At 65.8% G+C, this 25,771-nt stretch carries 18 protein-coding genes, 1 tRNA gene and 1 pseudogene; 7 read left to right on the plus strand and 13 right to left on the minus strand.

All coding sequences use genetic code 11. From position 1 onward, the window contains the following. Positions 1–46 precede the first annotated feature (46 nt). Positions 47–1,180 carry a glycosyltransferase family 4 protein gene (locus tag H8M03_RS03455; RefSeq protein ID WP_246449048.1) on the plus strand — a complete coding sequence of 378 codons (1,134 nt, stop codon included), beginning with the start codon at positions 47–49 and terminating at the stop codon, positions 1,178–1,180. After that, the gene (locus H8M03_RS03460) at positions 1,177–1,800 is read left to right on the plus strand and encodes a sugar transferase (protein WP_187480363.1); all 624 of its coding nucleotides are present in this window, start codon (positions 1,177–1,179) and stop codon (positions 1,798–1,800) included. The genes H8M03_RS03455 and H8M03_RS03460 overlap by 4 nt, the downstream gene beginning before the upstream one ends. Here the strand turns inward: H8M03_RS03460 and H8M03_RS03465 are convergent. From H8M03_RS03465 to H8M03_RS03475, 3 genes are read right to left on the minus strand one after another with little or no spacing between them, the layout of a single operon-like run. Next, positions 1,797–2,969, minus strand: a complete 1,173-nt coding sequence (locus tag H8M03_RS03465) for an aspartyl/asparaginyl beta-hydroxylase domain-containing protein (protein ID WP_187480364.1) — start codon at positions 2,967–2,969, stop codon at positions 1,797–1,799. The two genes, H8M03_RS03460 and H8M03_RS03465, sit on opposite strands and share 4 nt — an antisense overlap. Then, positions 2,966–4,180 (minus strand): exo-beta-N-acetylmuramidase NamZ family protein, encoded by a 1,215-nt coding sequence (locus H8M03_RS03470; protein ID WP_187480365.1) that lies wholly within the window; start codon positions 4,178–4,180, stop codon positions 2,966–2,968. The genes H8M03_RS03465 and H8M03_RS03470 overlap by 4 nt, the downstream gene beginning before the upstream one ends. 11 nt (positions 4,181–4,191) lie before the next feature. Then, on the minus strand, positions 4,192–4,725 hold the full coding sequence (locus H8M03_RS03475) for a DOMON-like domain-containing protein (protein WP_187480366.1): 534 nt from the start codon (positions 4,723–4,725) through the stop codon (positions 4,192–4,194). A 46-nt stretch (positions 4,726–4,771) separates the two neighbouring features. Between H8M03_RS03475 and tyrS the strand changes: the two genes are divergently transcribed. Beyond that, the gene (gene tyrS / locus H8M03_RS03480; RefSeq protein ID WP_187480367.1) at positions 4,772–5,992 is read left to right on the plus strand and encodes a tyrosine--tRNA ligase; all 1,221 of its coding nucleotides are present in this window, start codon (positions 4,772–4,774) and stop codon (positions 5,990–5,992) included. On the opposite strand, the gene H8M03_RS03485 is transcribed toward tyrS, so the two are convergent. Then, positions 5,989–6,432, minus strand: coding sequence for a DMT family transporter (locus H8M03_RS03485; RefSeq protein WP_187480368.1), 444 nt, complete (start codon positions 6,430–6,432; stop codon positions 5,989–5,991). The two genes, tyrS and H8M03_RS03485, sit on opposite strands and share 4 nt — an antisense overlap. 12 nt (positions 6,433–6,444) lie before the next feature. After that, positions 6,445–8,505: an ATP-dependent DNA helicase RecG gene (gene recG / locus H8M03_RS03490; RefSeq protein ID WP_187480369.1), complete on the minus strand. Its 2,061-nt coding sequence runs from the start codon at positions 8,503–8,505 to the stop codon at positions 6,445–6,447. 33 nt (positions 8,506–8,538) lie between these two features. Here recG and H8M03_RS03495 point away from each other — a divergent pair, with 33 nt between their 5' ends. From H8M03_RS03495 to H8M03_RS03510, 4 genes are all read left to right on the plus strand, one after another. After that, complete coding sequence (locus tag H8M03_RS03495) at positions 8,539–8,835, plus strand: FAD assembly factor SdhE (protein WP_425506861.1); 297 nt, start codon at positions 8,539–8,541, stop codon at positions 8,833–8,835. After that, on the plus strand, positions 8,832–12,320 hold the full coding sequence (gene mfd / locus H8M03_RS03500) for a transcription-repair coupling factor (protein ID WP_187480370.1): 3,489 nt from the start codon (positions 8,832–8,834) through the stop codon (positions 12,318–12,320). The genes H8M03_RS03495 and mfd overlap by 4 nt, the downstream gene beginning before the upstream one ends. A gap of 63 nt (positions 12,321–12,383) precedes the next feature. Beyond that, positions 12,384–13,196 carry an NAD kinase gene (locus tag H8M03_RS03505; protein ID WP_246449052.1) on the plus strand — a complete coding sequence of 271 codons (813 nt, stop codon included), beginning with the start codon at positions 12,384–12,386 and terminating at the stop codon, positions 13,194–13,196. 55 nt (positions 13,197–13,251) lie between these two features. After that, positions 13,252–13,326, plus strand: a tRNA-Asn gene (locus tag H8M03_RS03510). A gap of 104 nt (positions 13,327–13,430) precedes the next feature. On the opposite strand, the gene putA is transcribed toward H8M03_RS03510, so the two are convergent. The 8 genes and pseudogenes from putA to H8M03_RS03550 all read right to left on the minus strand — a co-directional run bounded on the left by putA (position 13,431) and on the right by H8M03_RS03550 (position 25,770). Beyond that, positions 13,431–16,601, minus strand: coding sequence for a bifunctional proline dehydrogenase/L-glutamate gamma-semialdehyde dehydrogenase PutA (gene putA / locus H8M03_RS03515; protein WP_246449055.1), 3,171 nt, complete (start codon positions 16,599–16,601; stop codon positions 13,431–13,433). Then, a complete protein-coding gene (gene secA / locus H8M03_RS03520) occupies positions 16,580–19,297 on the minus strand; it encodes a preprotein translocase subunit SecA (RefSeq protein ID WP_187480372.1) in 2,718 nt (905 codons plus the stop codon). Before secA ends, putA begins: the two co-directional genes overlap by 22 nt. 100 nt (positions 19,298–19,397) lie before the next feature. Then, positions 19,398–20,468 carry a dihydropteroate synthase gene (folP, locus tag H8M03_RS03525; protein ID WP_187480373.1) on the minus strand — a complete coding sequence of 357 codons (1,071 nt, stop codon included), beginning with the start codon at positions 20,466–20,468 and terminating at the stop codon, positions 19,398–19,400. A gap of 9 nt (positions 20,469–20,477) precedes the next feature. Next, positions 20,478–21,611 (minus strand): site-specific DNA-methyltransferase, encoded by a 1,134-nt coding sequence (locus tag H8M03_RS03530; RefSeq protein WP_187480374.1) that lies wholly within the window; start codon positions 21,609–21,611, stop codon positions 20,478–20,480. A gap of 238 nt (positions 21,612–21,849) precedes the next feature. Continuing rightward, positions 21,850–22,437 (minus strand): annotated as a pseudogene (locus H8M03_RS03535) (ribonuclease HII); the annotation flags it as partial. A gap of 75 nt (positions 22,438–22,512) precedes the next feature. Continuing rightward, entirely contained in the window at positions 22,513–23,721 is a 1,209-nt protein-coding gene (gene thiD / locus H8M03_RS03540) for a bifunctional hydroxymethylpyrimidine kinase/phosphomethylpyrimidine kinase (protein ID WP_246449057.1), read from the minus strand. Between the two features lie 43 nt (positions 23,722–23,764). Next, on the minus strand, positions 23,765–25,099 hold the full coding sequence (gene glmM / locus H8M03_RS03545) for a phosphoglucosamine mutase (RefSeq protein ID WP_187480376.1): 1,335 nt from the start codon (positions 25,097–25,099) through the stop codon (positions 23,765–23,767). A gap of 23 nt (positions 25,100–25,122) precedes the next feature. Next, entirely contained in the window at positions 25,123–25,770 is a 648-nt protein-coding gene (locus H8M03_RS03550) for an NnrU family protein (RefSeq protein WP_246449060.1), read from the minus strand. Position 25,771 lies beyond the last annotated feature (1 nt).

Raw genomic sequence — 25,771 nt, forward strand, 5'->3', positions numbered from 1 at the left:
GTGTCATCGCGCGACGCCCCTGCGAGCGGAGAGTTGGTAAAAGCTGGTGCCGAACAGGAAAATTCTGGTTGTCGGTTCCTATGCACCTTCCCTCGTCACCTTTCGCGGCCCGTTGATCGCCGCGATGGTCCAACTGGGTCATGACGTCGTGGCTGCGGCGCCGGACATGGACGACGCCACGGCAGGCAAATTGCGCGCGCTTGGCGCGAGCCCGGCCAATGTCCCGCTGAAGAATGCCAGCCTGAGCCCATTCGGACTGCTCCGCTCGTTGCGCGCCATGCGCGCGCTGGTCCGCAGCGTTCGACCCGATGCGATCCTGTCTTACACGGTCAAGCCCGTCGTGCTCGGCGCGCTGGCTGGCCATGCCGAGCGCGTGCCGAAGATCGTCTCGCTGGTAACTGGGCTTGGCTATGCCTTCACCGGCGGCCGTGAACCAAAGCGCATGGTGAGCAAGGCCGCGGCGTCCTTCCTCTACCGCGCGGCATTCCGCCGCTCGCACGTCATCCTGTTTCAGAATGGCGACGACCAGGCGCTGTTCCGCAAGCTTGGGCTGGTGGGGCGCGACCGCCAGACCCATGTGGTCGACGGATCGGGCATCGATATCGACCAGTTTACCCCTGCCCCGCTTCCCGAAGGCCCGTCATTCCTGATGATTGCCAGGCTGCTGCGCGACAAGGGCATTTGCGAGTTCGGACAGGCGGCGATGCGGATCAAGGCCACGCACCCCGACGTTCCGATCGCGTTGGTCGGCATGTTCGACCCCAGTCCGGATTCCCTCTCGCAAGACGAGCTCGACGCGCTGATCGCCGCGGGCATCGACTATCGCGGCCAGCTGGCCGACGTCCGCCCGGCGATCGCGCAATGCTCCGTCTACGTCCTGCCCTCCTATCGCGAGGGGACGCCGCGGTCGGTGCTAGAAGCGATGGCGATGGGCCGCGCGATCATCACCACCGACGCGCCGGGCTGCCGGGAAACGGTCGTGGACGGCGAAAACGGCCTGCTGGTCCCGCCCCGCGACGCGGATGCACTGTACGAGGCGATGCTAACGATGATCGAACGGCCCGAGCCGATTGCGGCAATGGGCGCGGCTTCGCGCCGTATCGCCGAGCGCAAATATGACGTGCGCAAGGTCAATGCCGACCTGCTGCGCTACGCCGGCCTCGACGGCGATGCCGCATGAAGCGGCTGTTCGACCTTGCGGTGGCCGTGGTCCTACTGGTGCTCACCGCGCCGCTCATGGCGGTGCTCGCGCTGGTCATTCGCGCCAAGCTGGGGTCGCCGGTCCTGTTCCGGCAGGTCCGCCCCGGTCTCCACGCGCAGCCTTTCACCATGGTCAAGTTTCGCACCATGCTCGATTCGCGCGGGCCCGACGGCGAATTGTTGTCGGACCATGAACGACTGACCGATTTCGGCAAATGGCTGCGCTCGACCAGCCTCGATGAACTGCCCGAGCTGTGGAACCTGCTGCGCGGCGAAATGAGCCTGGTAGGCCCGCGCCCCCTGTTGATGCATTACGTGCCGCTATTCTCGCCGGAGCAGGCGCGACGGCACGAGGTGATGCCCGGGATCACCGGCTGGGCGCAGGTCAACGGCCGCAATGCCATTTCGTGGGAAGAGAAATTCCGGCTCGATGTCTGGTACGTCGACAACGGCTCGTTCGCGCTGGACATGAAAATCCTCGCCATGACCGCGCGCAATGTGCTGTCGCGCCACGGCATCGCCGCCGATGGCGATGCAACCATGCCGCCGTTTCGCGGCAGTCCGCCGGTCGACGGGCCGGAAACCGGCTCGCTGCCTTAGGAGGCGGTACCCTCGCGGCGGCGGAACAAGGCGGTGATCGCCTCGCGCTCCGCCTCGCTGATGTCCGGGCGCCAGACGTCGAAGATCAGGACCACCCTGTCCTCGCCGCTGTCGTTGCGCGCTTCATGTTCGATGGTGTCGTCGAAGATGAGCAACTTGCCGCGCTCCCACGTGCGCACTTCGTTACCCACGCGCAGCTCGCACTTGGGCGGCGTGACCAGCGGCAGGTGACAGATGAGACGGACGTTGGCGCTGCCGGTATGCGCCGGAATCCTCGATCCGGCCTTGAGCACGGAGAACATCACCGCCGGCGCGCTGGGATTGCGGCGGGAGAAATAGGGCAGCGGCAGCGCGTTCAAGGCCGCGAACGTCTGCGGGCACTTGGCGGCAAGCGCCGCGTCCGGCTGTCCTTCTTTCCACAGCTGCAGCGTCGACCAGCCGGCATTGTCGGCCATCCCGCCATGCCCGTCGGCCGGCGTGTGGCTGTCGGACGTAATGTGCGGCGCAAGCGCGGCCGGGTCGGCGGCCAGGGCCCGGAATTCGGCTTCAATCGCATCGGTCTGGGCTTCCAGCCCCGCCGCCCAGTCGAAATCTTCGCGTTCGAAGAAGGCGATCTGCGGAAGGCCCGGAAAATAATAGGTCGTGGGCCTCTGCACGTAGATGTTGGCCTTGCCCGACACATAATCGAGCGACTGGCGAAAGCGCTTTGGCGCGGACCGCACGTCGAAGCCGGCATCCGCCAGCTCCTGCACGATCGCGTCCGTGCGCTGTTCCTGCGCATTCACCACCCATTGATGGGCGTCGGCCAGGCGCTGGTGGATTTCCCGCGGCAGATCGGGCTGGTGCCGCTCGAGCGCGAAGGCGCGCCCGTAAGCGAAGGTCGCTGCGCCGCCATCCTTGTCGCGGACCGCCCAGTCGCCTTTCAGCAACCAGGCGCTCACCACGTTCGGTTGCGCGGCAAGGAAACGGTCGAGCAACGCGGACGCGTTCGCGGTATCCCCGCATCGTTCGGTGGCGATGGCCAGCATCAGCAGGGGTTGCGGATTGGACGGGTCCGCGTCGACCAGCCGAACGAGAAGCTGGCGCGCCTCGGAAAACCGGCGCGCGCGCATGTGCGCCGTCGCTTCGTTGATACCGTCCTCCACCTCCACGTCGTCCTGTGCCATCATTCGTTCTCTTGTCCGTAAAGCAGGACCGGCCGCATCTGGTCCCGCCATGCCGCTTCGTCCGCCCCGGCAAGCGCATCGAGATCGCCCGGCTCCGATCCCTGGCCGTCGACCCACTCGCGCAGTAACGGCGAGCCGTTTATGACGTCGATGGGCAGCTTTCCGAATGCATATTCGTACGGGAAGTCGCGCCACAGATCGTAATCGGGCTGGATCGTGCGGATCGCCCTGAACGCCAGGCTTTGCAGGCGCCACGGCTTGAAGGCGCGGTGATCGTAGAACCCGCCCTCGGCATGGATCTGCACCCCGTTGCACAGCTTGCCGACATGCTTGTGGAAAGTGGGTTCGAAATTGATCTCGCGCAGCTTGCAGCCGGCGAGCCAGTCGGGCGCCGTACCCTCCATTTCCGCAATGATGCGCTTGGGATCGATGTCCGGCGCCCCGAACAGTTCCAGCGGGCGGGTCGTGCCCCGCCCCTCGCTCAGCGTCGCGCCTTCCAGCATGACCGTCCCGGCATAGCAGCGCGCCATGTTGAGGTTGGCGGCATTGGGGCTTGGGTTGATCCAGATGCGGTCTTCGGGCCAGCCGAAGCCGGGCGCCGCATCGGGCTGCCAACCCGCCATCTCGATCACGCGATAATCGACGTCGAGCTTGAAGTGATCGATGAACCAATGGCCGAGTTCGCCCAGCGTCAGTCCGTGGCGCATCGGGATCGGACCCGCGCCAACGAAGCTTTCCCACCCTCCGCGAAGGGTCAGCCCCTCGACCGGACGACCGGCCGGGTTGGGCCGGTCGAGCACCCAAACGCTCTTGCCGGTCTCCGCCCCCGCCTGCAGTACGTAGAGCAGGGTCGTGATGAAGGTGTAGATGCGACAGCCAAGGTCCTGCAGGTCGATGAGGACGACATCGAAAGTCGACAGCATCTGCGACGTGGGGCGGCGGACTTCGCCGTAGAGGCTGAAGACGGGGATGTTGTGGACCGGGTCGGTGTAATCGTCCGACTCGATCATATTGTCCTGCTTGTCGCCGCGCAGGCCGTGTTGCGGACCGAAAGCGGCGGTGACGTTGACGCCCGCCGCAACCAGCGCGTCGAGGCTGTGGGTCAGGTCTGCGGTCACCGACGCCGGATGAGCTACAAGGGCGACGCGCTTGCCCTCCAGCGGCTTGCGCAGGTCCGGGTCGGCCAGCAGCCGGTCGATTCCGAAAAAGGTCATGCGGCTGTTCTCTAGGCGAGCTTTGCCGTGAAGCAATCGGCGCGGTGGAAATCGGGCTTTTCCGGGTCGGGATGGACCAGTGCCCAATAGGATTTGGTGCCGTCCGCTTCCCCGATCACCGCCGAAAGGCCCAGCCGCCATCGCACGTCCGCCGCGCACGCAAGGGTCGCGCCCAGCGTCCACCAGGTAAAATTATCCTCCATCCGCACGTAAGGCTCAGCCACATCGGCCTGGGTCATGCCGTCGCGGTAAGCGGCGAAATCGTACGCCGCCCAGTCGCCCGAGGGCGCGAAATTCCACTCGCGATAGGCCTCCTCACCGTCCTCCTGAAGGAAAGCCTCGAAGCAGGTGGTGCGCCACAGCTCGTCCCGGCGGCCCGGATCGCCGGATTGCGGCATGGCAAAGCGCGCGACCGGCGCTTCGATGCCGAACCAGATGTTGGTGGTTGCCATGGCGCCGAGCTTCGCCACATGTTCGACGGTCGCCCACAGCTTGAGCGGGCTGGCCGACGGCGTCGCCGGATGGGGCAAGAGGATCAGCTGCACGACAAGGATAGTAGCAGCGCGCGTGGCCGTTCGCTAAGCGGCAATCATGACCGAATACAGCTCCGACCTCCTGCGGCTGCTCGACGACCGCGGATACGTGCACCAGATGACCGACGCGGCCGGGCTCGACGCGCTCGCCAGCAAGGGCGTCGTGTCGGGCTATATCGGCTTCGACGCGACCGCGCCGAGCCTGCACGTGGGCAGTCTCGTGCAGATCATGTTGCTGCGTCGGCTGCAGCAGGCGGGCCACCGGCCGATCGTTCTGATGGGCGGCGGGACGACCAAGGTGGGCGATCCCACCGGCAAGGACGAAGCGCGCAAGCTGCTGACCGACGAGGATATCGCCACCAACATCGCCGGCATCCGCAAGGTGTTCGAACGCTTCCTGACCTTCGGCGACGGCCCGACCGACGCGATCATGGTCAACAACGACGACTGGCTGTCGAAGCTGGAATACATCCCGTTCCTGCGCGACGTCGGGCGGCACTTCACGATCAACCGCATGCTGACCTTTGACAGCGTCCAGTTGCGGCTGGAACGCGAGCAGCCGCTGACCTTCCTCGAATTCAACTACATGATCCTACAGGCCTACGATTTCCTTGAGCTATCGCGCCGTGCCGGCTGCCGCCTGCAGATGGGCGGGTCGGACCAGTGGGGGAACATCGTCAACGGGATCGAGCTGACGCGGCGGGTCGAAGGCACGGAGGTGTTCGGCGTGACCACCCCGCTGATCACCAACCCCGACGGGTCGAAGATGGGCAAGACGGCGCGCGGCGCGGTGTGGCTGAACGCCGACATGGTCGGCCCTTACGATTACTGGCAATTCTGGCGAAACACCGACGACAGCAACGTCGGCGTTTTCCTGCGGCGCTTTACCGATCTGCCGATGGACGAGGTCCGGCGGCTGGAAGGATTGCAGGGCGCGGACATCAACCAGGCCAAGGTCGTACTGGCAACGGAAGCGACGGCCATGCTGCACGGTCGCGAGGAGGCCGAAAAGGCCGAGCGCACCGCCGCCGATACATTCGCCGGCGGATCGAGTGCCGGCCTGCCCAGCCTGTCCACCGGTGGGTCGATCTCGATCCTCGCGGCGCTTACCGGGCTGGGCTTCTGCGCCTCGAACGGAGAAGCCAAACGCAAGATCGCGGAAGGTGCGGTGAAGCTTGACGATCAGCCGGTAGACGATCCCGCCCACACTGTCGTGGTGTCAGGGGACCCGGTGAAGCTGAGTCTGGGCAAAAAGAAATACGGCCTGCTCGTTCCCTAGCTCCTGCGCACCAATACCACGCCGGCCAGCACCAGAATCGCGCCGAGCACCCTGCCGAGATTGATCGGTTCCCGCGCCAGTCCCAACGCACCGACATGGTCGAGCGCGAGCGCCATCGCGATCTGCCCCGCGATTCCGATCGTGATCAGCGATGCCAGCCCGATCTTCGGCGCGGCGAAGGCGGCAACGGCGACGAAGATCGCGCCGTAAAGACCGCCGATCCACGCGAACCACGGCAAGCCGGCGAACGCCGCGCTGCCCGGGCGATTGCCGCTGCCGAGCCACACGACGAGCAGTGCGATGGTGCCGACGACGAAGGAAATCAGCGCGGCAAGCACCGGCGAGCCGCCCGCCTTGGCGAGCATGGCGTTGGTCGGCGCCTGGAGCGCGACCATCCCGCCGGCGATGAACACGAGCAGGATTGGGATCAGCAATTGCACGGGCGTTCCTTTTCAGCCGGAGCGGATGAGCCCGACCGCCTGGTCGCGCTCGAACAGGTACAGGCAAATGCGCGCCGCCTGGCCGCGCTCGCCGGCCAAGCCGCCGTCGCGTTCAAGCAGCAATTGCGCGTCGCTTTGCGCGATGGGGGCAAGGTCCTCGACATCTTCCGCCGAGGCCACACGAAAGCCCTCTTCGCCGGATTGGCGCGTGCCAAGGATCTCGCCCGGCCCGCGCAGCCGCAAATCCTCCTCCGCGATGCGGAAACCATCGTTGCTCTCCCGCATCAGCGCCAGCCGCGCGCGCCCGCTTTCGGTCAGGTTCGGACCGCGGATCAGCAGACAGATGCTCTTGCCCGTTCCGCGCCCGACGCGTCCGCGCAACTGGTGCAGCTGCGCCAGCCCGAATCGCTCGGCGCCCTCGACGATCATCAGGGTCGCATTGGGCACGTTGACACCGACTTCGATAACGGTCGTCGCGACCAGCACGGCCAGATCGCCCGATGCGAAGGCGGCCATCACCGCATCCTTCTCCGGGCCCTTCATTCGCCCATGAACCAGGCCGACATTGCCGTCGCCGAACCGCTGGCGAAGGATTCGCGCCCGGTCCTCGGCCGCTGCAGCGTCGCTATTCTCGCTTTCCTCGACCAGCGGGCAGACCCAATAAGCCTGTCCATTGCCCTCGATGTGCCGCCCCAAACCGTCGATCACCTCGCCCAGCTTTTCATCGCTGATGACCCGCGTTTCGATCGGGGTCCGGCCTGGCGGCATCTCGTCGATCCGGCTGACGTCCATCTCCCCATATTGAGTCAGCGTCAGCGTGCGCGGGATGGGCGTTGCCGTCATCACCAGCAGATGCGGAGGCCGTTCGGCCTTTTGCGACAGCAGCAGGCGCTGCGAAACGCCGAAGCGGTGCTGTTCGTCGATCACCGCAAGGCCGAGGTTCCGGTAGGCGACCTTTTCCTGGAAAATGGCGTGCGTGCCGACCAGCAGGTCGATCGACCCGTCGGCAAGCCCCATCAGGACGCTTTCCCGCGCCCGGCCTTTTTCCCGGCCGGTCAGGATCGCCACCCGCACGCCAAGCGAATGGAGCTGCTTGCTCAACGTATCGAAATGCTGACGGGCCAGGATTTCGGTCGGCGCCAGCATCGCCGCCTGCGCGCCGCTTTCGATGGCCGCGAGCATCGCCGCCACCGCGACCAGCGTCTTGCCCGACCCGACGTCGCCCTGCAGCAGGCGCAGCATCGGCACCTGCTGGGCCATATCGCCGTGGATTTCGCCGATCACCCGCTGCTGCGCGCCGGTCAGCTGGTACGGCAGATTGAGCCGTCCCATCAGCGCTCCGGTCCCGGGCAGCGGCACGGTGCGGTGCCGCCGCTGCGACTGCCGCAGCAGCATCAGCGCCAACTGGTTGGCGAAGATCTCGTCATAGGCCAGCCGCCGCCGCGGATCGCGGCTGTCGGGCTCGTGATGGACGTCGGCCAGCGCTGAACGCCACGGCCGCCAGGCTTCGCGCGCCGCCAGGCTCGGCTCGATCCATTCGGGCAATTCCGGGGCGCGTTCGATCGCCTCCCCGGCGAGTTCGCGCATTCGCTTGTTGGTGACGCCCTCGGTCAGCGGATAGACCGGCTCGCGCGCCACCGGCTCCGGCCCCTTGCCTGCCTCCACCACGTCGGGATGGATGATCTGCCATTCGTCGCCATACGCTTCGAGCTTGCCCGACACGATCCGCGCCTCGCCGATCGGTAGCTGCTTCTTCGCCCAGCCCGAATTATTGAAATAGACAAGGCTGATCGAATTGCCCTCGCGGTCCTCGGCGACAATCCGCGTCGGCCCGCGCCCGGAGCGCGGCGAACGCATTTCGAACGGCTTCACCTCGACGATGACGTTGCGCCCGATCAGCGACGGGCTTGCCGCCGGCACCTTCAGCCGTTCGATGACACCCGTCGGCAGATGGTACAGCAAGTCGGCGATGCGGCCGATGCCCAGCTTGGCCAGCAATTTGGCGACCTGCGGCCCAACGCCCGGGATCGTCTCCACCTCGGCGAATACGGGGTTGAGGATGTCGGGGCGCATAGACGCCTGTTAACGCCTCAATCGGCACTCGCAATGACGCCGTCCTGCTCCTATCTGGCGGCCATGCAGCAGGATACGGAATTGAAGCGCCTTCGGTGGCGGGCGCATCATCGTGGAACGTACGAGGCGGACCTGCTGGTCGGCGGCTTTTTCGACATGCACCACGGAGCCTGGGACAGTGCGGATCGCGCGCTGTTCGGCGCGCTGCTGGAAGAACAGGACGCCGACATCCTGACCTGGGCCAACGGAACCGCCGAGGCTCCGGAACGCTACCACGGTCCCATGCTCGTGGCGCTCCAGAAGCTCGATTACATCCCGATCCGCCGATGAAAGACCCGCTCCAGACCATCCTGACGGCGAAGTCGCCGCTGACGCTGGCCGGCGTTCCCACCGGTTTCCTGCCGTGGCTGGCGGCCGATGTTGCGCGAGCCGCGCATGGCCGCGGCAAGCCGGGCCGAGCCGTCCTGATCGCTGCCGATGAATCGGCCATGCGCGCACTGGCCGACACCGTGCCGGTGTTCGCGCCGGAAGTGCAGGTGCTGACCCTGCCCGCGTGGGACTGCCTGCCTTATGACCGCGCCTCCCCGGCCCTGCGCGTGATGGCCGAGCGGTTGTCCACGCTGCACGCGCTGCAGGAAAAGGTCGACAAGCCGCAGCTGGTCATCACCACCGCCAACGGCGCCACCCAGCGCGCTTTGACCCCGTTCCGCATCCGCCAGCTGACCCGCCGAATTGCCGACGGCGAGCGCATCGACCGGGACGCATTGATCGCCCAGCTGAGCGCGCTTGGCTACCAGCGGACGGACACCGTCGCCGAGCATGGCGAATTCGCGGTGCGCGGGTCGCTTATCGACCTGTTCCCATCGGGCGAAACCAGCGGGCTTCGGCTCGACTTCTTCGGCGACGAGATCGAAAGTTTGCGCCGCTTCGACCCTGCTGACCAGCGCAGCACCGGCAAGGCGAAGGCGTTCACGCTGATGCCGGCGTCCGAAGCCCTGCTCGACCCCGACACGATCAAGCGCTTCCGCGAACGCTATCGCGAACAGTTCGGCGCGACCGCGACCGGGGACCCCCTGTACCAGGCGATTTCCGAGGGCCGGCGGATGGCCGGGATGGAACATTGGTTGCCGCTGTTCGAAGAAAAGCTGGCGACCCTATTCGACCATCTGGACGCGGATGACGTCGTCGTCCGCGAAGCCGGGTCCAACGCCGCGCTCGAGGAGCGATGGGCCGGCGTCGAAGATTATTACGAAAACCGGACGCGGGCGATCCAGTCGCAGCCCGGCAGCTATCGCCCGCTGGCACCCGCTGCGCTCTATGTCACGCCGGAAGAATGGGTGGAGACGGTCGATGCGCAGCCGGTTCATCGCACGTCGCCGTTCCCCGAACCCGAAAGCGCGGCGACGATCGATTTTGCCGTCGAAAGCGCGCGCGACTTCGCGCCGGAACGAGCGCGCAACGACAATGTCTATGAAGCGGTGGTCGCCCATGTCGCGACGCTGAAGAAGGCCGGCAAGAAGGTCATCCTTGCCAGCTACACCAAGGGCGCTCGCGAGCGCCTGTCGGGCCTGCTCGAAGACCATGGGTTGAAATCCTTCGAGGCGGTCGACAGCTGGCCCGAGGCGTTGGGCGCAAAGTCCACCGCGCTGATGGTCCTGCCGCTTGATCACGGCTTCACCACGCCCGACATCGCGGTGCTGACCGAACAGGACATGCTTGGCGACCGGCTCGTGCGCCGCCGCAAGCGCCGCAAGAATGCCGATGCCTTCCTGGCGGAAATCGCATCGCTGTCGCCCGGCGATTTCGTGGTCCACGCGGAACATGGCATCGGCAAATATGCGGGGCTGACCCAGATTCCGGTCAGCAAGACCCCGCACGATTGCGTCGCGATCGAATATGCGGGCGGCGACCGGCTTTACCTGCCGGTCGAGAATATCGAGCTGTTGAGCCGCTACGGTAGCGAGAGCGACGGGGTCAGCCTGGATCGCCTTGGCGGCGAAGCCTGGCAACGCCGCCGGTCGCGGATGAAAGAACGGATCCGCGAGATCGCGGGCGAGCTGATCAAGGTCGCGGCGATGCGCGCCACCCGCTCCGCGCCGGTGGCCGAGCCCGATTCCGCCTTCCCGCAATTCGTCGACCGTTTCCCGTATGAGGAAACCGAGGATCAGGACCGCGCGATCGAGGAAGTGCTCGGCGACCTCGAAGCCGGCAAGCCGATGGACCGGCTGGTGTGCGGCGATGTCGGCTTCGGCAAGACCGAGGTCGCCTTGCGCGCCGCCTTCGTCATGGCGATGTCGGGCCTGCAGGTGGCGCTGATCTGTCCCACCACCCTGCTCGCCCGGCAGCATTATTCGAACTTCGTCGACCGCTTTCATGGCTATCCGCTGGAAATCGGCCGCCTGTCGCGACTGGTCCCCGCCGCCGAGGCGAAAAAAACCAAGGAAGGCCTGGAAAACGGCACCGTCGACATCGTCATCGGCACCCACGCGCTGCTGGCCAAGGGACTGAAGTTCAAGAAGCTCGGCCTTGTCATCGTCGACGAGGAGCAGCATTTCGGAGTCGCTCACAAGGAGCGGCTGAAGGCGCTCAAGGCCGACGTTCACGTGCTGACGCTGACCGCGACGCCGATCCCGCGCACGCTGCAGATGGCGATGAGCGGGCTGCGCGAACTGTCGGTGATCCAGACGCCGCCGGTCGACCGCCTGGCCGTGCGTACCTACGTCACGCCTTGGGACCCCGTCGTCATCCGCGAAGCCCTGCTGCGGGAACATCACCGCGGCGGCCAAAGCTTCTTCGTCGCGCCGCGTGTTGCCGATCTGCCCGACCTCGAAGCCTGGCTTCGCGCGGAGGTCCCCGAGGTGAAAACCGTCACCGCCCACGGCCAGATGAGCCCGACCGAGGTCGAGGAGCGGATGAGCGCCTTTTACGACCGCAAGTACGACGTGCTCCTGTCGACCACGATCGTGGAGAGCGGCCTCGACATTCCCAGCGCCAACACGCTGATCGTCCACCGCGCCGACCGCTTCGGCCTGGCCCAGCTGTATCAGCTGCGCGGCCGAGTCGGCCGGTCGAAGACGCGCGCTTATGCGTATCTGACGACGCCGGTGAACCGGACGATGACCGACACGGCGGCAAAGCGGTTGCAGGTGTTGGCCGACCTCGACAGTCTTGGCGCGGGCTTCCAGCTTGCCAGCCACGACCTCGACATCCGCGGCGCCGGCAATTTGCTCGGCGACGAACAGTCGGGGCACATCAAGGAAGTCGGGTTCGAACTTTATCAGTCGATGCTGGAAGAGGCGATCGTCGAGGTGAAAGCCGGGGGAATCGCGCGACAGGAGGAATTCTCCCCCCAGATCAGCGTCGACGCGCCGATCCTGATCCCCGAAACCTACGTCCCCGACCTCGACCTGCGCATGGGTCTGTACCGCCGGCTCGGCGATCTGGAGGACAAGGCCGCCATCGAGGAATTCGCGGCGGAGCTTATCGACCGCTTCGGCGATCTGCCGGAGGAGACGGCAAACCTGCTCAAGGTCGTCGAGACCAAGCTCAACTGCAAGAAGGCGATGATCGCCAAGCTCGACACGGGCCCGCGCGGCGCAGTGGTGACCTTCGCTTCGTCGGGCTTCCCCGACCTGCAGGGGCTGCTGGCCTATATCGACCGGCTCAAGGGTTCGGCCAAGCTTCGTCCGGACAGCAAGCTGGCCATTGCCCGCGACTGGCGCACGCCGGAGGACCGGCTCAACGGCGCGCTGCAGGTGTCGCTGGGACTGTCGCGGGTGGCGGCTGCCGGGCAGCGGACGCTGGAACCGGCATGACCGATTCGCGGGCACGGCCGTTGTCGCTTATGATGCGCCGCCCGACGCCAGCGAGGTAACAGCTTGAGCCCCGACGACCTTTCCGCCCAGCCGAGCATCGACCTCGCCGGCAAGAAGATCGGCCTGCTGTCCTCGCACACCGAGCCGGCCAAGGCGGCCGAAGCCCTGCTCCGCCGCCGGTATGGCTGGGTAGAGGAGAGCGAGGCCGACGTGCTGGTCGCTTTGGGCGGTGACGGGTTCATGCTGCAGACGCTGCACCAGATGCTGGAAGACGGCGTATCGCGGCCCGTGTTCGGGATGAACCGCGGCACGGTCGGCTTCCTGATGAACGATTGGCTGGTGGAAGACCTGGAAGAGCGCATCGCCGGGGCCAAGGCGATCCGCGTCGCCCCGCTTGAGATGACCGCGCGAACGCTTGGCGGCGACAGCTTCACGCACGCCGCGATCAACGAAGTCTCCCTGCTCCGCGAAACGCGCCAGACGGCCAAGATCGAAGTGTCGGTCAACGGCCGCTCGGCGATGCCGGAACTGGCCTGCGACGGCGTACTCGTGGCGACGCCCGCGGGCTCCACGGCCTACAACCTGTCCGCCGGCGGCCCGATCCTGCCGCTGCAGGCGAAGATGCTCGCGCTGACCCCGATCAGCCCCTTTCGGCCGCGCCGCTGGTCGGGCGCGATCCTGCCCGACGACACGGCCATCTCCTTCGCGGTGCACGAAGCGGAAAACCGCCCCGTTTCCGCCGTCGCCGACCAGTTCGAAGTGCGCGACGTGGTGCAGGTCGACGTCCGGCTGGACCGGGATCGTTCGCTGACCCTGCTCTTCGACCCCGAACATGCGCTCGACGAGCGCATCGCGATGGAGCAGTTCGCCACTTGAGGGTTGCGAAACACCGGCGGCTGAGTCATAGGCGCGACCGTCCAAACTGGACCGCTCCCCGATAGCTCAGCGGTAGAGTAGGTGACTGTTAATCACTTGGTCGTTGGTTCGAATCCAACTCGGGGAGCCATTTTTCCGCTAGCTGCCGATTAGCGGCGCTAATTGCGGAACGCCGCGATCGCGCGGCCTATTGCCCGCCGACGGACCGCGCGGATTCGACCTTGCGCCGAAACTTCACCCTTCAAGCGCCGCCATCAAGCTCGCGTTGCCGCCCGCCGCAGTGGTGTCGATGCAGGTCACCCGCTCCGTCGCGAAGCGTGCGACGTAATGCGGCCCGCCGGCCTTGGGGCCGGTGCCCGACAGCCCCTCCCCGCCGAACGGCTGGCTTTCGACCACCGCGCCGATCTGGTTGCGGTTGACGTAGAGATTGCCGACGCGGGCGTGCTGTTCGATATAGTGGGCGACCGTGTCGATCCGGCTCTGCAGGCCAAGCGTGAGGCCGTAGCCGGTCGAATTGATCTGCTCGATCACCTTGTCGAGCTGACCGGACTTCCAGCGCACGACGTGCAGCACCGGCCCGAAATTCTCTTGGGTCAGCTGTGCCAGGCTCTCGATTTCGTACATTGCCGGCGGGACAAAGAAACCGTGTTCGGCCAGATCGACCGGTACCTCCGCGCGGATGATCTTGCGGGCGTGGAGATCGAGCCAGTCGAGATGGCGGCGCAGCGCCTGGCGGGCGGGTGCGTCGATCACCGGCCCGACGTCCGTGGTGATTTTGCCCGGATCGCCGATCGCCAGTGCCTGGATCGCACCGGCAATCATCCGGATCATATCGTCGGCAACGTCGTCCTGGACGAACAACACGCGCAGCGCCGAGCAGCGCTGGCCCGCGCTCTGGAAGCTCGACGCGACGACATCCCGGGTCACCTGTTCGGGCAGCGCGGAGCTGTCGACGATCATCGCGTTCTGGCCGCCGGTCTCCGCGACCAGCGGGACGATTGGCCCATCGGTGCGATCGGCAAGGCTGCGTGCGATCATCCGCGCCGTATCGGTCGATCCGGTAAAGGCCACGCCGGCGGTCAGCCGATGCGACGTCAACGCCGCGCCGACCTTGCCGTCGCCGGGGACAAGCTGGACGATGGCGCGGGGAATGCCCGCCTTGTGCATCAGCTCGAGCGCAAAACCGGCGATCAGCGGCGTCTGCTCGGCCGGCTTGGCCATGACCGCATTGCCCGCAGCCAGTGCGGCGGCGACCGGTCCGGTGAAAATCGCCAGCGGGAAATTCCACGGGCTGATGCAGGTCCATACGCCGCGGCCGTGCAGGCGCAGTTCGTTCACTTCACCCGTCGGACCGGGGAGCGGCATCGGCCGGGAAAACTGGCGCCGCGCCTCGGACGCGTAATAGCGCAGGAAATCGACCGCCTCGCGCACTTCCAGCACGGCGTCGGGGAGGGTTTTGCCGGCCTCGCGGATGCACAGCGAAAAGAAGGTTTCGCGCTCGTCCTCGAAAAGGTCGGCCGCCTTGTCGAGCAACGCCGCCCGGGCTTCGCCGCCAAGCGCGTCCCACGCGGGTTGCGCCTGCGCTGCGGCGGTCATCGCCCGGTCGATCGCACCTTCGGTGGCTTCGTGCGCGATGCCGACTTCGATCCGGTCGTCGTGCGGCGAGGTGATGCGGCGGATCGGATGCTCGCCCCGCGACCGTTCGGTGGGGGCGGCTTCGTAGGTCCGGCTTTCCATTGCCCGCAGGCGGCCGAGTAACGGTTCGCGCACCAGCGGGTCGGACAGGTCGACGCCAGCACTGTTCTTGCGTGCCTCCCCGAATATGGCGTTGGGCAGCGGGATCAGCGGGTTGCGCCTGGAGGCAAGCGCGTCGAGCTCGGCGACCGGATCGCGAACCAGCTCGTCGGCGGAAACATCCTCGTCCGCGATGCGATTGACGAAGGACGAGTTGGCGCCGTTCTCAAGCAGTCGCCGCACGAGATAGGCGAGCAATTCCTTGTGGCTGCCGACCGGCGCATAGATGCGGACCGGCGTCTGCGGATCGCCGATCGCGGCTTCCAGCTTGGCCAGCTCGGCATATAATTCCTCGCCCATGCCGTGGAGGCGCTGGAACTCGAACGGCGTCGATCCCGCCAGCGCCTTCACCTGCCCAATCGTGTTGGCATTGTGCGTCGCGAAGGCCGGATAAATCGCCTCCTCCGCACCAAGCAGCACCCGGGCGCATGCCAGGTAGGACACGTCGGTCGCGATCTTGCGGGTGAACACCGGATAATCGGACAGCCCGCCGACCTGCGCCAGCTTGACCTCCGTGTCCCAATAAGCGCCCTTGACCAGCCGGACCATCAGCTTGCGGCCATGACGGCGTGCCAGCTCAACGGTCCATTCGCACAGCGGCAGCGCGCGCTTCTGATATGCCTGGATGGCGATGCCCAACCCGCCCCATTCGGTGGCGAACAGCGCATCGTCCGCGACCAGCGCCTCGAGCAGGTCCATCTGCAGTTCGAGCCGATCGGATTCCTCGGCATCGATGGTCAGGTGAATGTCGGCGGCGGCGGCCTTGGCGGCGAGTTCCCGCAACACCGGCAAGATATGGGCCTTGGCTTCGTCCGCGTGACTCCACTCGTACCGCGGATGGAGCGCCGACAGCTTGACGGAAATGCCGGGCGAGCTTGCAAAGCCGCCGGATGCTTCCCGCGCGATGCGGTCGAGGGCGCTTCGGTAGGAGTCGGCGTAACGGTCCGCGTCGGCCATCGTCCGCGCGGCTTCGCCGAGCATGTCGAAACTGTGGGTGAGACCGAGCTTGCGTTCGGGCGCGGCGCGCCGAAGCGCCTCGTCGATGGTGCGGCCGAAGACGAATTGCTTGCCCAGGATGCGCATCGCCTGGTCGACGGCGGTGCGGATGACCGGTTCGCCCAGCCGGCCGACGGCACGGCCGATGGCAGCCCGCCACGTGTCCGACCGGTCGTTGGCGCTTTCCAGCACCTTGCCCGTCAGCAGCAGCGAAAAGGTCGCCGCGTTGACGAAGGCGCTGTCGCTTTCGCCCAGCTTTTCCGCCCAATGCGCCTTGCCCAGCTTGTCGGCAATCAAATCGTCGGCAGTGCCCGCGTCGGGAATACGTAATAGCGCCTCAGCCAGGCACATCAGCGCGATGCCCTCATCGCTGCCGAGGTCGTAGGTGGCGAGGAAGGCGTCGAGCCCGTCCGCCTTGTGCGCGCGCATGCCCTTGACCAGCGTGCGGGCGATCTTCGTCGCTTCGCGCGCCTGTCCGGGGTCCAGCCGGGCCTGCGTCAGCCGTTCGGCGGAAACGACCTCCTCATCGGGCCGATAAGCGCGGCCGACTGCAGCGCGGTCGATGCTGGCTGCGGCGCCGGGCGCCGGGTCGGCTACGCCAGTTGCCCGTGGCAATGCTTGTACTTCTTGCCCGACCCGCATGGGCATGGCGCATTGCGGCTGAGCGGCGCGGTTTCGACATCGCCTTCGCCGCGGACGCGATTGGGAATGCCCACCTCGATATTGCCAAGCTCGTTGCCGAATCCGGCATCGAAGTCGTTGGTGTCGTCCTCGCCCGAGAACGGATCGATGTGCTGGGTGATAAAGTCCGGCAGCGGCGGCAACTCGGGCGCTTCGAACTGCACGTTGGCGTGCATCAGGATCCTTGTGACTTCCTCGCGGATCGACACGAGCAGCCGCTCGAACAGCAGGAACGCCTCCTGCTTATATTCGTCGATCGGCTTCTTCTGCGCATAGCTGCGCAGGTGGATGACCTGGCGAAGCGCGTCGAGCGTGGCGAGATGGTCCTTCCAATGCTGGTCGAGCGTCTGCAGCAAGATCTGCTTTTCGACCTCGGTCCAGCGTTCCGGTTCGACCTGCGCGGTCTTTTCCGCGATCTGCTGGTCGGCAAGCGCCTGCAGCCGCTCGATCATCAGATCCTGTTCGACCGCTTCTTCCTCGAGCCAGTCGTCGACCGGCGGCTGGAGCCCGAACACGGTGTCGATGCTTTCCTTGAGCGCCGCGACGTCCCACTGTTCGGGATAGCTTCCCGGCGGGCAGCTGGCGAGGACCACCGACGCGGCGGTATCCGCGCGCATGTCGGCGATGACGTCGGCGACGCTTTCGGCATCCATGATGTCCGCGCGCTGCTCGTAGATGACCTTGCGCTGGTCGTTCATCACGTCGTCGAATTCGACGACCTGCTTGCGCACGTCATAGTTGCGCGCCTCGACCTTCTTCTGCGCGGTCTCGATGGCCTTGGAAATCCACGGGCTGACGATCGCTTCGCCATCCTCGAGGTTCTTGTTCATCAGGCGCGAGAACATCGTTTCCGGGCCGAAGATGCGCAGCAGGTCGTCGTCGAGGCTGAGGTAGAAGCGGGACAGGCCCGGATCGCCCTGGCGGCCCGAACGGCCGCGCAGCTGGTTGTCGATGCGGCGGCTTTCGTGGCGCTCGGTGCCGAGCACGAAGAGCCCGCCGACGTCCTTCACCTGCTGCTTTTCCTCCGCGACCTCGGCGACGATCTTTTCGATCGCCTTGTCGCGGTCCGGACCTTCGGGGACTTCGGACAGCTCGTCCTCGATGCGGAATTCGACGTTGCCGCCCAACTGAATGTCGGTGCCGCGGCCGGCCATGTTGGTCGACACGGTCACTGCGCCCATCCGCCCGGCCTGGGCCACGATATGCGCTTCGCTCTCATGGAAGCGGGCGTTGAGAACCTTGTGCTGGATGCCCTCGGCAGTGAGGAATTCGGACAGCACTTCGGACTTTTCGATCGACACGGTGCCGACCAGAACCGGCTGGCCCAGTTCCTGGCGCGCCTTGATCTCCTTGGCGATTGCACCGAACTTGTCGGTCATGTTCTTGTAGAATTCGTCGTCCTCGTCCTTGCGCTGGACGACCACGTTGGTCGGGATGGCGACCACGTTCATCTTGTAGATGTCGAAGAATTCCGGGGCTTCGGTCATCGCCGTGCCGGTCATGCCCGATAGCTTCGGATACATGCGGAAATAGTTCTGGAAGGTGATCGAGGCGAGGGTCTGGTTCTCGGGCTCGATATTGACCCCTTCCTTGGCCTCGACCGCCTGGTGAAGGCCGTCGGACCAGCGCCGGCCGTCCATCATCCGGCCGGTGAATTCGTCGATGATGACGACCTTCCCGTCCTTGACGATATAATCGATGTCCTTCTTGAACATCATGTTGGCCTTGAGCGCCTGATTGAGGTGGTGGACCGCCTGCGTGTTGACGATGTCGTAGAGGTTACGGCCCTCGATCAGGCCTGCTTCCTCCAGCATCCGCTCGGCCTTCTCCGTGCCGTCCTCGGTCAGGACGATGCTGCGCTGCTTTTCGTCCTTTTCGTAATCGTCCGCGACGAACGTCTTCACGATCTTGTCGACCGATACGTACAGCTCCGACTTGTCGTCGGTCGGGCCGGAAATGATCAGCGGAGTGCGCGCTTCGTCGATGAGGATCGAGTCCACCTCGTCGACAATGGCGAAATTGAACGGCCGCTGGACCATCTGCTCGCGCGTGTATTTCATGTTGTCGCGCAGATAATCGAAGCCGAATTCGTTGTTCGTGCCGTAGGTGATGTCCGACCCGTAAGCGGCGCGGCGCTCCTCGTCCGAAAGGTTCGGGACGATGACGCCTACCGACATGCCGAGGAACGTATAAACCTGGCCCATCCAGCCAGCGTCGCGGCGAGCGAGATAGTCGTTGACGGTGACGACGTGGACGCCCTTGCCCTCAAGCGCATTCAGATAGACCGCGAGAGTCGCGACCAGCGTCTTGCCCTCGCCCGTCTTCATTTCCGCGATCTCGCCGCGGTGGAGCGCCATGCCGCCGATCAGCTGGACGTCGAAGTGACGCATGCCGAGCGTTCGCTTGGCCGCCTCGCGCACCGTGGCGAAGGCTTCGGGCAGCAGGTCGTCGAGCTTCTGCCCGTCGGCCAGCCGCTTGCGGAAGATTTCAGTCTGGTTGCGCAGCTCCTCGTCGGTGAGGGCTTCGATCGTCGGCTCGAACGCGTTGATCGCGTCGACGTATTTTCCGAGGCTGCGGACATAGCGGTCGTTTGCCGATCCGAAGATGCTCTTGGCCAGTGCGGCGAACATGGAAATCCTTCAAAAGCTCAAGGGGCGCGACGGAGATGGCGACATGCCTCGCCCGCGCGCGAGCGTTGCGGCGGCGATGTAGGAACGGCGCTCCTCTTAGTCAAACCCGCGGCGTGAGCGCCTGGTCGCGCAGCCCGCGCCATACCTTCAGTGCCTGCACCGTCTCCGGCACGTCATGGACGCGGATCACTTGCGCGCCCTGCTCTGCCGCTTTCAGCGCCAGCGCGAGGCTTCCGCCCAGCCGCTCGTCCGCGGGCGCCTCGTTGGACAGTGCGCCGATCGTCCGCTTGCGGCTGGCCCCGAGCACCAGCGGGCAGCCGAGCCCGTGAAACAGGGCGAGATTGTTCATCAGGGCGAGATTGTGGGCGACGGTCTTGCCGAAGCCGAAGCCGACGTCGACGAGGATGCTGGACCGTGCGATCCCCGCAGCTTCGGCTGCCTCCACCCGCTGCGCGAGCCAGTCGTACACCTCCACCACCACGTCGCCGTAGCGCGGGTTGTCCTGCATCTCATCCGGCTTGCCCTGGTGATGCATCAAAACGACCGGCACCCCCGCCGCCGCCACCGTTTCGGCCGATCGCTGGTCGAAGGTCAGGGCCGACACGTCATTGATCATGTGCGCCCCGGCGGCGAGCGCTGCCGTCATGACGTCAGCCTTGCGGGTATCGACCGAAACGGCCGCCCCGCCGGCGGCGAGGCGGCGGACGATCGGCTCGACCCGCTCGATCTCATCGCCTTCCCACACCGGCTTCGCGCCGGGCCGGGTTGATTCCCCACCGACGTCGATAATCGCCGCGCCGGCTTCGCTCATCAACGACCCGGCAACGGCAGCGGCTTCCGCATCGGCAAACTGGCCGCCGTCGGAAAAGCTGTCCGGCGTGGCGTTGACGATGCCCATTACCTGCGGCTGGTCGAGGCGCACGGTCCGCTGGCCAAGCTGCAGCGGCGCTCGAGCGGCCGTCAGATTATTCCAGACAGCTGCGAACCCGTCATCGAGATGCGCCTCAAGCTGTTCAACGGAAACGATTTCCGCTCCTACCCGCTTGCCGTCGCTGACGGTCAGCAGTTCAACCGCGGCGAACCAGTTCAGGCCGCCGGCAAGGCGAGCGACCTTGCCATCATGGCCGAACGGGGAATCCACGAAGGCGGTGGGGCGAAGAAGAGTGCGCATCGCCGCGCGCTATAGCGCGGACAGATGCTGTTGGCGCAAGGCGTCGATCGGCTGCAGGGCCTTGCCGTCCTCGACGTGCCAGAAGGTCCAGCCGTTGCACGACGGCGCGCCTTGCAGCGCTGCCCCGACCTTGTGGATCGACCCGCTGTGCGCGCCGGATTCCACCGATCCGTCAGCACGAACGCTGGCGGAAAACCGCCGCTTCGCGTCGACCAGCCGCGTTCCGGGCGGACACATGCCGCTTTCGACCAGCAGGCCGAAGGCGACGCGCGGCGCGGCGCGCTTGTCGGCCATGGTCGCCATCGCGCTTTCGTCCAGCGGCAGGGTCGACCCGATCCGGTCCCGAGCCACCTTCACATAGCCGCGGTCGCGTTCAATCCCGACCCAGTGCCGGCCGAGCCGCCGGGCCACCGCCCCGGTCGTGCCGGTTCCGAAGAACGGGTCGAGCACGACGTCGCCCGGCTTCGTGCAAGCCAGCAGAATGCGATAGAGCAGCGCTTCCGGCTTTTGCGTCGGATGAGCCTTCAGTCCGTCGTCGCCCTTCACGCGCTCCGCCCCGCTGCAGATCGGCAACACCCAGTCGGAGCGCATCTGCAGATCGTCGTTGAGCGCCTTCATCGCGCGATAGTTGAAGGTGTAGCGCGCCTTTTCATCCTTGGCGCACCACAACAGTGTTTCGTGTGCGTTGGTGAACCGCGTGCCGCGGAAGTTGGGCATCGGGTTCGACTTGCGCCACACGATGTCGTTAAGGATCCAGAATTCCGCGTCCTGCAGCAGCGTGCCGACGCGGTAGATGTTGTGATAGCTGCCGATCACCCAGATGGTGCCGTCGTCCTTGAGGATGCGCCGCGCCTGTTCCAGCCACTCGCGGGTAAAGTCGTCATAGGCGGTCAGGCTGTCGAACTTGTCCCAATCGTCGTCCACCGCGTCGACGCGGCCGCCTTCGGGGCGGAACAGGTCGCCGCCCAGCTGCAGATTGTAGGGCGGGTCGGCGAAGATCATGTCGACGCATTTGTCGGGCAGCCGCGCCATTTCGGCGATGCAGTCGCCGTTGAGGATGGTGTCCAGCGGCAACGATCTGGGCTCGACCTTGCGGGTACGCACCCGCGGCTGAGGCTCCGCAACTCGGGCAAGCAGGTTCATGATCGATTAGCCCCCTATGAACCGGGGAAAGTGAGTCAGCCCGGACTCGCGGTCAACAAAACAAGGGTTAACGCGGCGGCGAAAGCCGCAATTCCTACGCCGCCGATCGGGGCTCCACCACAAGATGTTGAGTCAGCTGCGCCGGTGCGGACTCAACTGCTGGTGGGTGTGACTCAAAGGACTCGCCTGTGCCGATTTCGACCACATGCAGGTCCGGCCGGCCCGCGCCCCGCTCGATCTCGCGCACCGGGGCGAAGCTTCGGCGATGCAGCGGGGTCAGCCCGAGCGTGCTCAGCCCGCGCAGATGTTCGGGCGTGCCATAGCCGCGGTTGGTCTCCCAGCCGTAGCCGGGATATTGCACGGCATAGTCAGCCATCATCCGATCGCGGGTGACCTTGGCGACGATCGACGCGGCGCCGATCGACCGGCATTTGCTATCGCCCTTGATGATGGCCTTCGATGGCCGCTGCCAGCGTGGGCAGGCATTGCCGTCTACCAGCACCCAGGCCGGCTCGACGCCCAGCGCCTCGACCGCCCGGGTCATCGCCAGCATCCGCGCCCAATAGATATTGATCGTATCGATTTCCTCGACCGACGCGACACCGACGCCCCACGCCGCCCGAGTGGTGATGCGGGCGTAGAGCGACTCGCGCTTCTCGATCGGCAAGGCTTTGGAATCGTCGATCCCGCGCGGGAAATTGTCACGGTCGAGAATGACTGCTGCAGCTACGACCGGCCCCGCAAGCGACGCGCAGCCAGCTTCGTCCACCCCGGCGAGAGGCTGCGGAAAGCCGATTTCCAGCTTGAAGGTGCATGTCCGCGACATCGAAACGCGACGCTAAGCCCGCGGACCGTGGAATTTCCAGCGCGCAGGCCGCTTTTCAGCCTGCTTTTCTGTGGATTAGTCGACGCGCCACGGCGGGAAACGGCGCGCCTCGCCCGCATGGTAGAGGAAGACGATGTTGCCCGACGGGTCGCGCAGGCGCGCCTCGCGCCACATCCACGGCTGGTTGCGCGGGCCATGTTCGAACGTGATGCCGCTGCGCGCCAGCTGTTCGACCCGTTCGTCGAGGTCGTCGCATTCGAGATAGATGGCGGTGGTGGCGAGGATCGTTTCCTCGGGGTCGATTTGCACCGACAGCGTCGCCCCGCCGGCCGCTTCGAACCGGGCGTAGCCGTTTTCCGGGCTGTCGACGATCTGGCGGAGGCCGAGCGTGCGATAGAATTCGACCGACTTGCGGTAATTGCTGCCAGTTACAGTGACCTGGTTGAGGCGCAGCCCCGTGCCGACGTCCAGCCGTACGCTTCCCTGCCCGATCGGCCCGGCGCCCTGCCCGATGTCCGGCGCGTCGTGGAGAGCGACGCGGACGAACGTCCGCGCCTGTTCGACGGCCGTGTTGAGGCTGGCGCCCTGGCCAAGAAACGTGGCGATCGCGGTCGCCAGCGTGCAGCCAGTGCCGTGCGTGTTGTCGGTCTGGATCCGCTGGCCTTGCCAGCTGGTCATATTGTCTTCCTCAATCAGCGCGTCGGCGATGGCGTCGCCTTCTTCATGACCGCCCTTGATGAGAACCGCGCAGCCATGCTGCCCAACCAGATGCAGGGCAGCCGCGACCGGGTCGTCCTCGCTGGTCAGGCGCTGCAGCTCGGGCAGATTGGGCGTCGCGACGGTCGCGATGTCCATCAGCTTGCCGAAGGCGGCGATGGTTGCGTCGTCCGCCAGCTTCGACCCGCTGGTCGCGACCATCACTGGGTCGAACACGATCGGCACCTTGTCCATCTGCTTAAGTCGGTTGGCGATCGCCTCCGCGGCGAAGGGCCCCGGGAGCATGCCGATCTTGACCGCGTCGACCCCGATGTCGCCGATAATCGAATCCATCTGCGCGATGATCATTTCCGTCGGGACCGGATGAACGGCATCGACGCCAAGCGTATTTTGCGCGGTGATTGCGGTGATGGCGGTGGTCGCATGGCCGCCAAGCATGGTGACGGTTTTGATGTCCGCCTGAATCCCGGCGCCGCCCCCGCTGTCGGAGCCGGCGATGATCAGGATTCGCGCGGTCGGCGTCATCTTGGCCGCCATTGTCCCGCGCCCCGCGGCGAAGTTTTCCATGTGCACGCGCCTGCACTTGCACCGCAAATCCCCAAGAAAGGGTTCACGCCGCGGATTGGACGGCCGCGCAGATGTCGTCGACGACACGCTCGACCAGTGCTTCGTCGTCGCCTTCGGCCATGACCCGGATCAGCGGTTCGGTGCCCGACTTGCGGATCAGCAGCCGACCCTTGCCCTCCAGTTCGCGCTCTGCCGCAGCGATGCGTTGCTTGACGCCGTCGTTCTCCAGCGGCTCGCCGCCGCTGAAGCGGACGTTCTTGAGCAGCTGCGGCAACGGTTCGAACTGGCGCAGAACTTCGCTGGCCGGTTTGCCGCTGTCGACCAGCGCGGCCAGCACCTGCAAGCCCGCGACCAATCCGTCGCCGGTGGTCGAATAATCGCTCAGGATGATGTGGCCGGACTGTTCCCCGCCGACATTGCAGCCCTGCTCCCGCATCGCTTCGAGAACATAGCGATCGCCGACCTGCGTCCGCAAAAGCCCGATGCCCGACGCTTCCAGCCGCCGTTCGAGGCCGAGGTTGGACATCACGGTGGCGACCACCGACCCCTTGAGCCGCTCGCGCTTTTGATAATCGAGCGCGATTAGGGCCATCATCTGGTCTCCGTCGACAATCTGGCCCTTTTCATCGACCACGACGATGCGGTCAGCGTCGCCATCGAGCGCCAGGCCGACGTCGGCGCCGCTGGCGACTACCGTTTCCTGCAGCAGCAGGGGCTTGGTCGAGCCGCAATCGTCATTGATGTTGGTGCCGTCTGGACCAACCCCCAGCGGAATCACGTCGGCGCCCAATTCCCACAAGGCATCGGGGGCGACATGATAAGCAGCGCCATTGGCGCAATCGATGACGACCTTTAGCCCGTCGAGTCGAAGACGTTCCGGGAACGTCGCCTTCGCGTGGTGGACATAGCGGCCGCGGGCATCGTCGATCCGCTTGGCGCGCCCGATCAGGTCGGGCTTGGCCAGCTTCGCATCCTCGCCCAGCCGCCGTTCGATGGCGGCTTCGTCCTTGTCGCTGAGCTTGTAGCCGTCGGGACCGAACAGCTTGATGCCATTGTCGTCGAACGGATTATGCGAGGCGGAGATCATCACGCCGAGGTCGGCGCGCATCGAGGTTGTCAGCATCGCCACCGCCGGGGTCGGCATCGGCCCGACCATGACGACGTCCATGCCGACGCTGGTGAAGCCGGCGACCAGCGCCGATTCCATCATGTAGCCGGACAGGCGCGTGTCCTTGCCAATGACCACCCGGTGGCGGTGGTCGCCGCGCAGGAAGTGCCGGCCTGCTGCCTGGCCTATACGCAACGCCGTTTGCGCCGTCATCGGTTCGGTGTTGGTCAGGCCGCGGATACCGTCCGTGCCGAAAAATTTGCGTTTCATCGTCGGACCCTAGCGCGCGCCAATCACCCGATCCACAGCCAAGGCGCCACCGGGGCCGGGTGCAGCCAGGTGGCGAGAAGGAACAGGAACGTGCCGGCGACGATGGCGACCGCGCCGGGGTTGGCAACGCCGCGACCGAACGGCACGAACGCCGTGCGCGCCGTCCACTCGTGCCAATTGTCGCCGTGCAGGGACGCTTTCTTGCGATCCTGCATCGCCGCGCCAAGAAGCGCGAGGATCGCGATTGCGCCGTCGAGCACCAGCGCCTTTGTCGTTCCGGAAAGCGCCGCATGCACCACCGCCCAGATGGCGAAGCTCCACATCATCGGGTGGCGCGTGATGCCAAGCGCGCCCCTAGGTGGCCCGACCGGCTTCTTGCCGGCGACCATCGCCGGATTGCCGCTGAACGAGCCGGCGAAAAGGATCGCCGCCAGCCACATTAGCAGCGCGCCCGCAATCCACGCCCACTGGCCAAGCGACCATATGGGCGCCTGATCGCCGATGGCCCGGTAAAACCAGATCATCAGCCCGAACAGGATAAGCGCGACCAGCGAATACAGTCCCTGAAACCCGCGTTCACCCAGACGACGGACCAGCGGATCACGCAGCGGGTGAGACATCGCAAAATGCGTCCCGACGAATGCGATGGACGCGAGGATGAGCCCGCTCATC

Origin of the sequence: Sphingomonas sabuli (assembly GCF_014352855.1) — a bacterium.
GTDB classification, from domain to species: Bacteria; Pseudomonadota; Alphaproteobacteria; order Sphingomonadales; family Sphingomonadaceae; genus Sphingomicrobium; species Sphingomicrobium sabuli.

Coding starts and splice junctions, on each gene's coding strand:
- H8M03_RS03460 (WP_187480363.1), top strand. CDS start 1,177: ATGAAGCGGCTGTTCGACCTTGCGGTGGCCGTGGTCCTACTGGTGCTC.
- recG (WP_187480369.1), bottom strand. CDS start 8,505: ATGCGCCCCGACATCCTCAACCCCGTATTCGCCGAGGTGGAGACGATC.
- mfd (WP_187480370.1), top strand. CDS start 8,832: ATGAAAGACCCGCTCCAGACCATCCTGACGGCGAAGTCGCCGCTGACG.
- H8M03_RS03495 (WP_425506861.1), top strand. CDS start 8,539: ATGACGCCGTCCTGCTCCTATCTGGCGGCCATGCAGCAGGATACGGAA.
- folP (WP_187480373.1), bottom strand. CDS start 20,468: ATGCGCACTCTTCTTCGCCCCACCGCCTTCGTGGATTCCCCGTTCGGC.
- H8M03_RS03465 (WP_187480364.1), bottom strand. CDS start 2,969: ATGATGGCACAGGACGACGTGGAGGTGGAGGACGGTATCAACGAAGCG.
- tyrS (WP_187480367.1), top strand. CDS start 4,772: ATGACCGAATACAGCTCCGACCTCCTGCGGCTGCTCGACGACCGCGGA.
- H8M03_RS03530 (WP_187480374.1), bottom strand. CDS start 21,611: ATGAACCTGCTTGCCCGAGTTGCGGAGCCTCAGCCGCGGGTGCGTACC.
- H8M03_RS03550 (WP_246449060.1), bottom strand. CDS start 25,770: ATGAGCGGGCTCATCCTCGCGTCCATCGCATTCGTCGGGACGCATTTT.
- thiD (WP_246449057.1), bottom strand. CDS start 23,721: ATGGAAAACTTCGCCGCGGGGCGCGGGACAATGGCGGCCAAGATGACG.
- secA (WP_187480372.1), bottom strand. CDS start 19,297: ATGTTCGCCGCACTGGCCAAGAGCATCTTCGGATCGGCAAACGACCGC.
- H8M03_RS03470 (WP_187480365.1), bottom strand. CDS start 4,180: ATGACCTTTTTCGGAATCGACCGGCTGCTGGCCGACCCGGACCTGCGC.
- glmM (WP_187480376.1), bottom strand. CDS start 25,099: ATGAAACGCAAATTTTTCGGCACGGACGGTATCCGCGGCCTGACCAAC.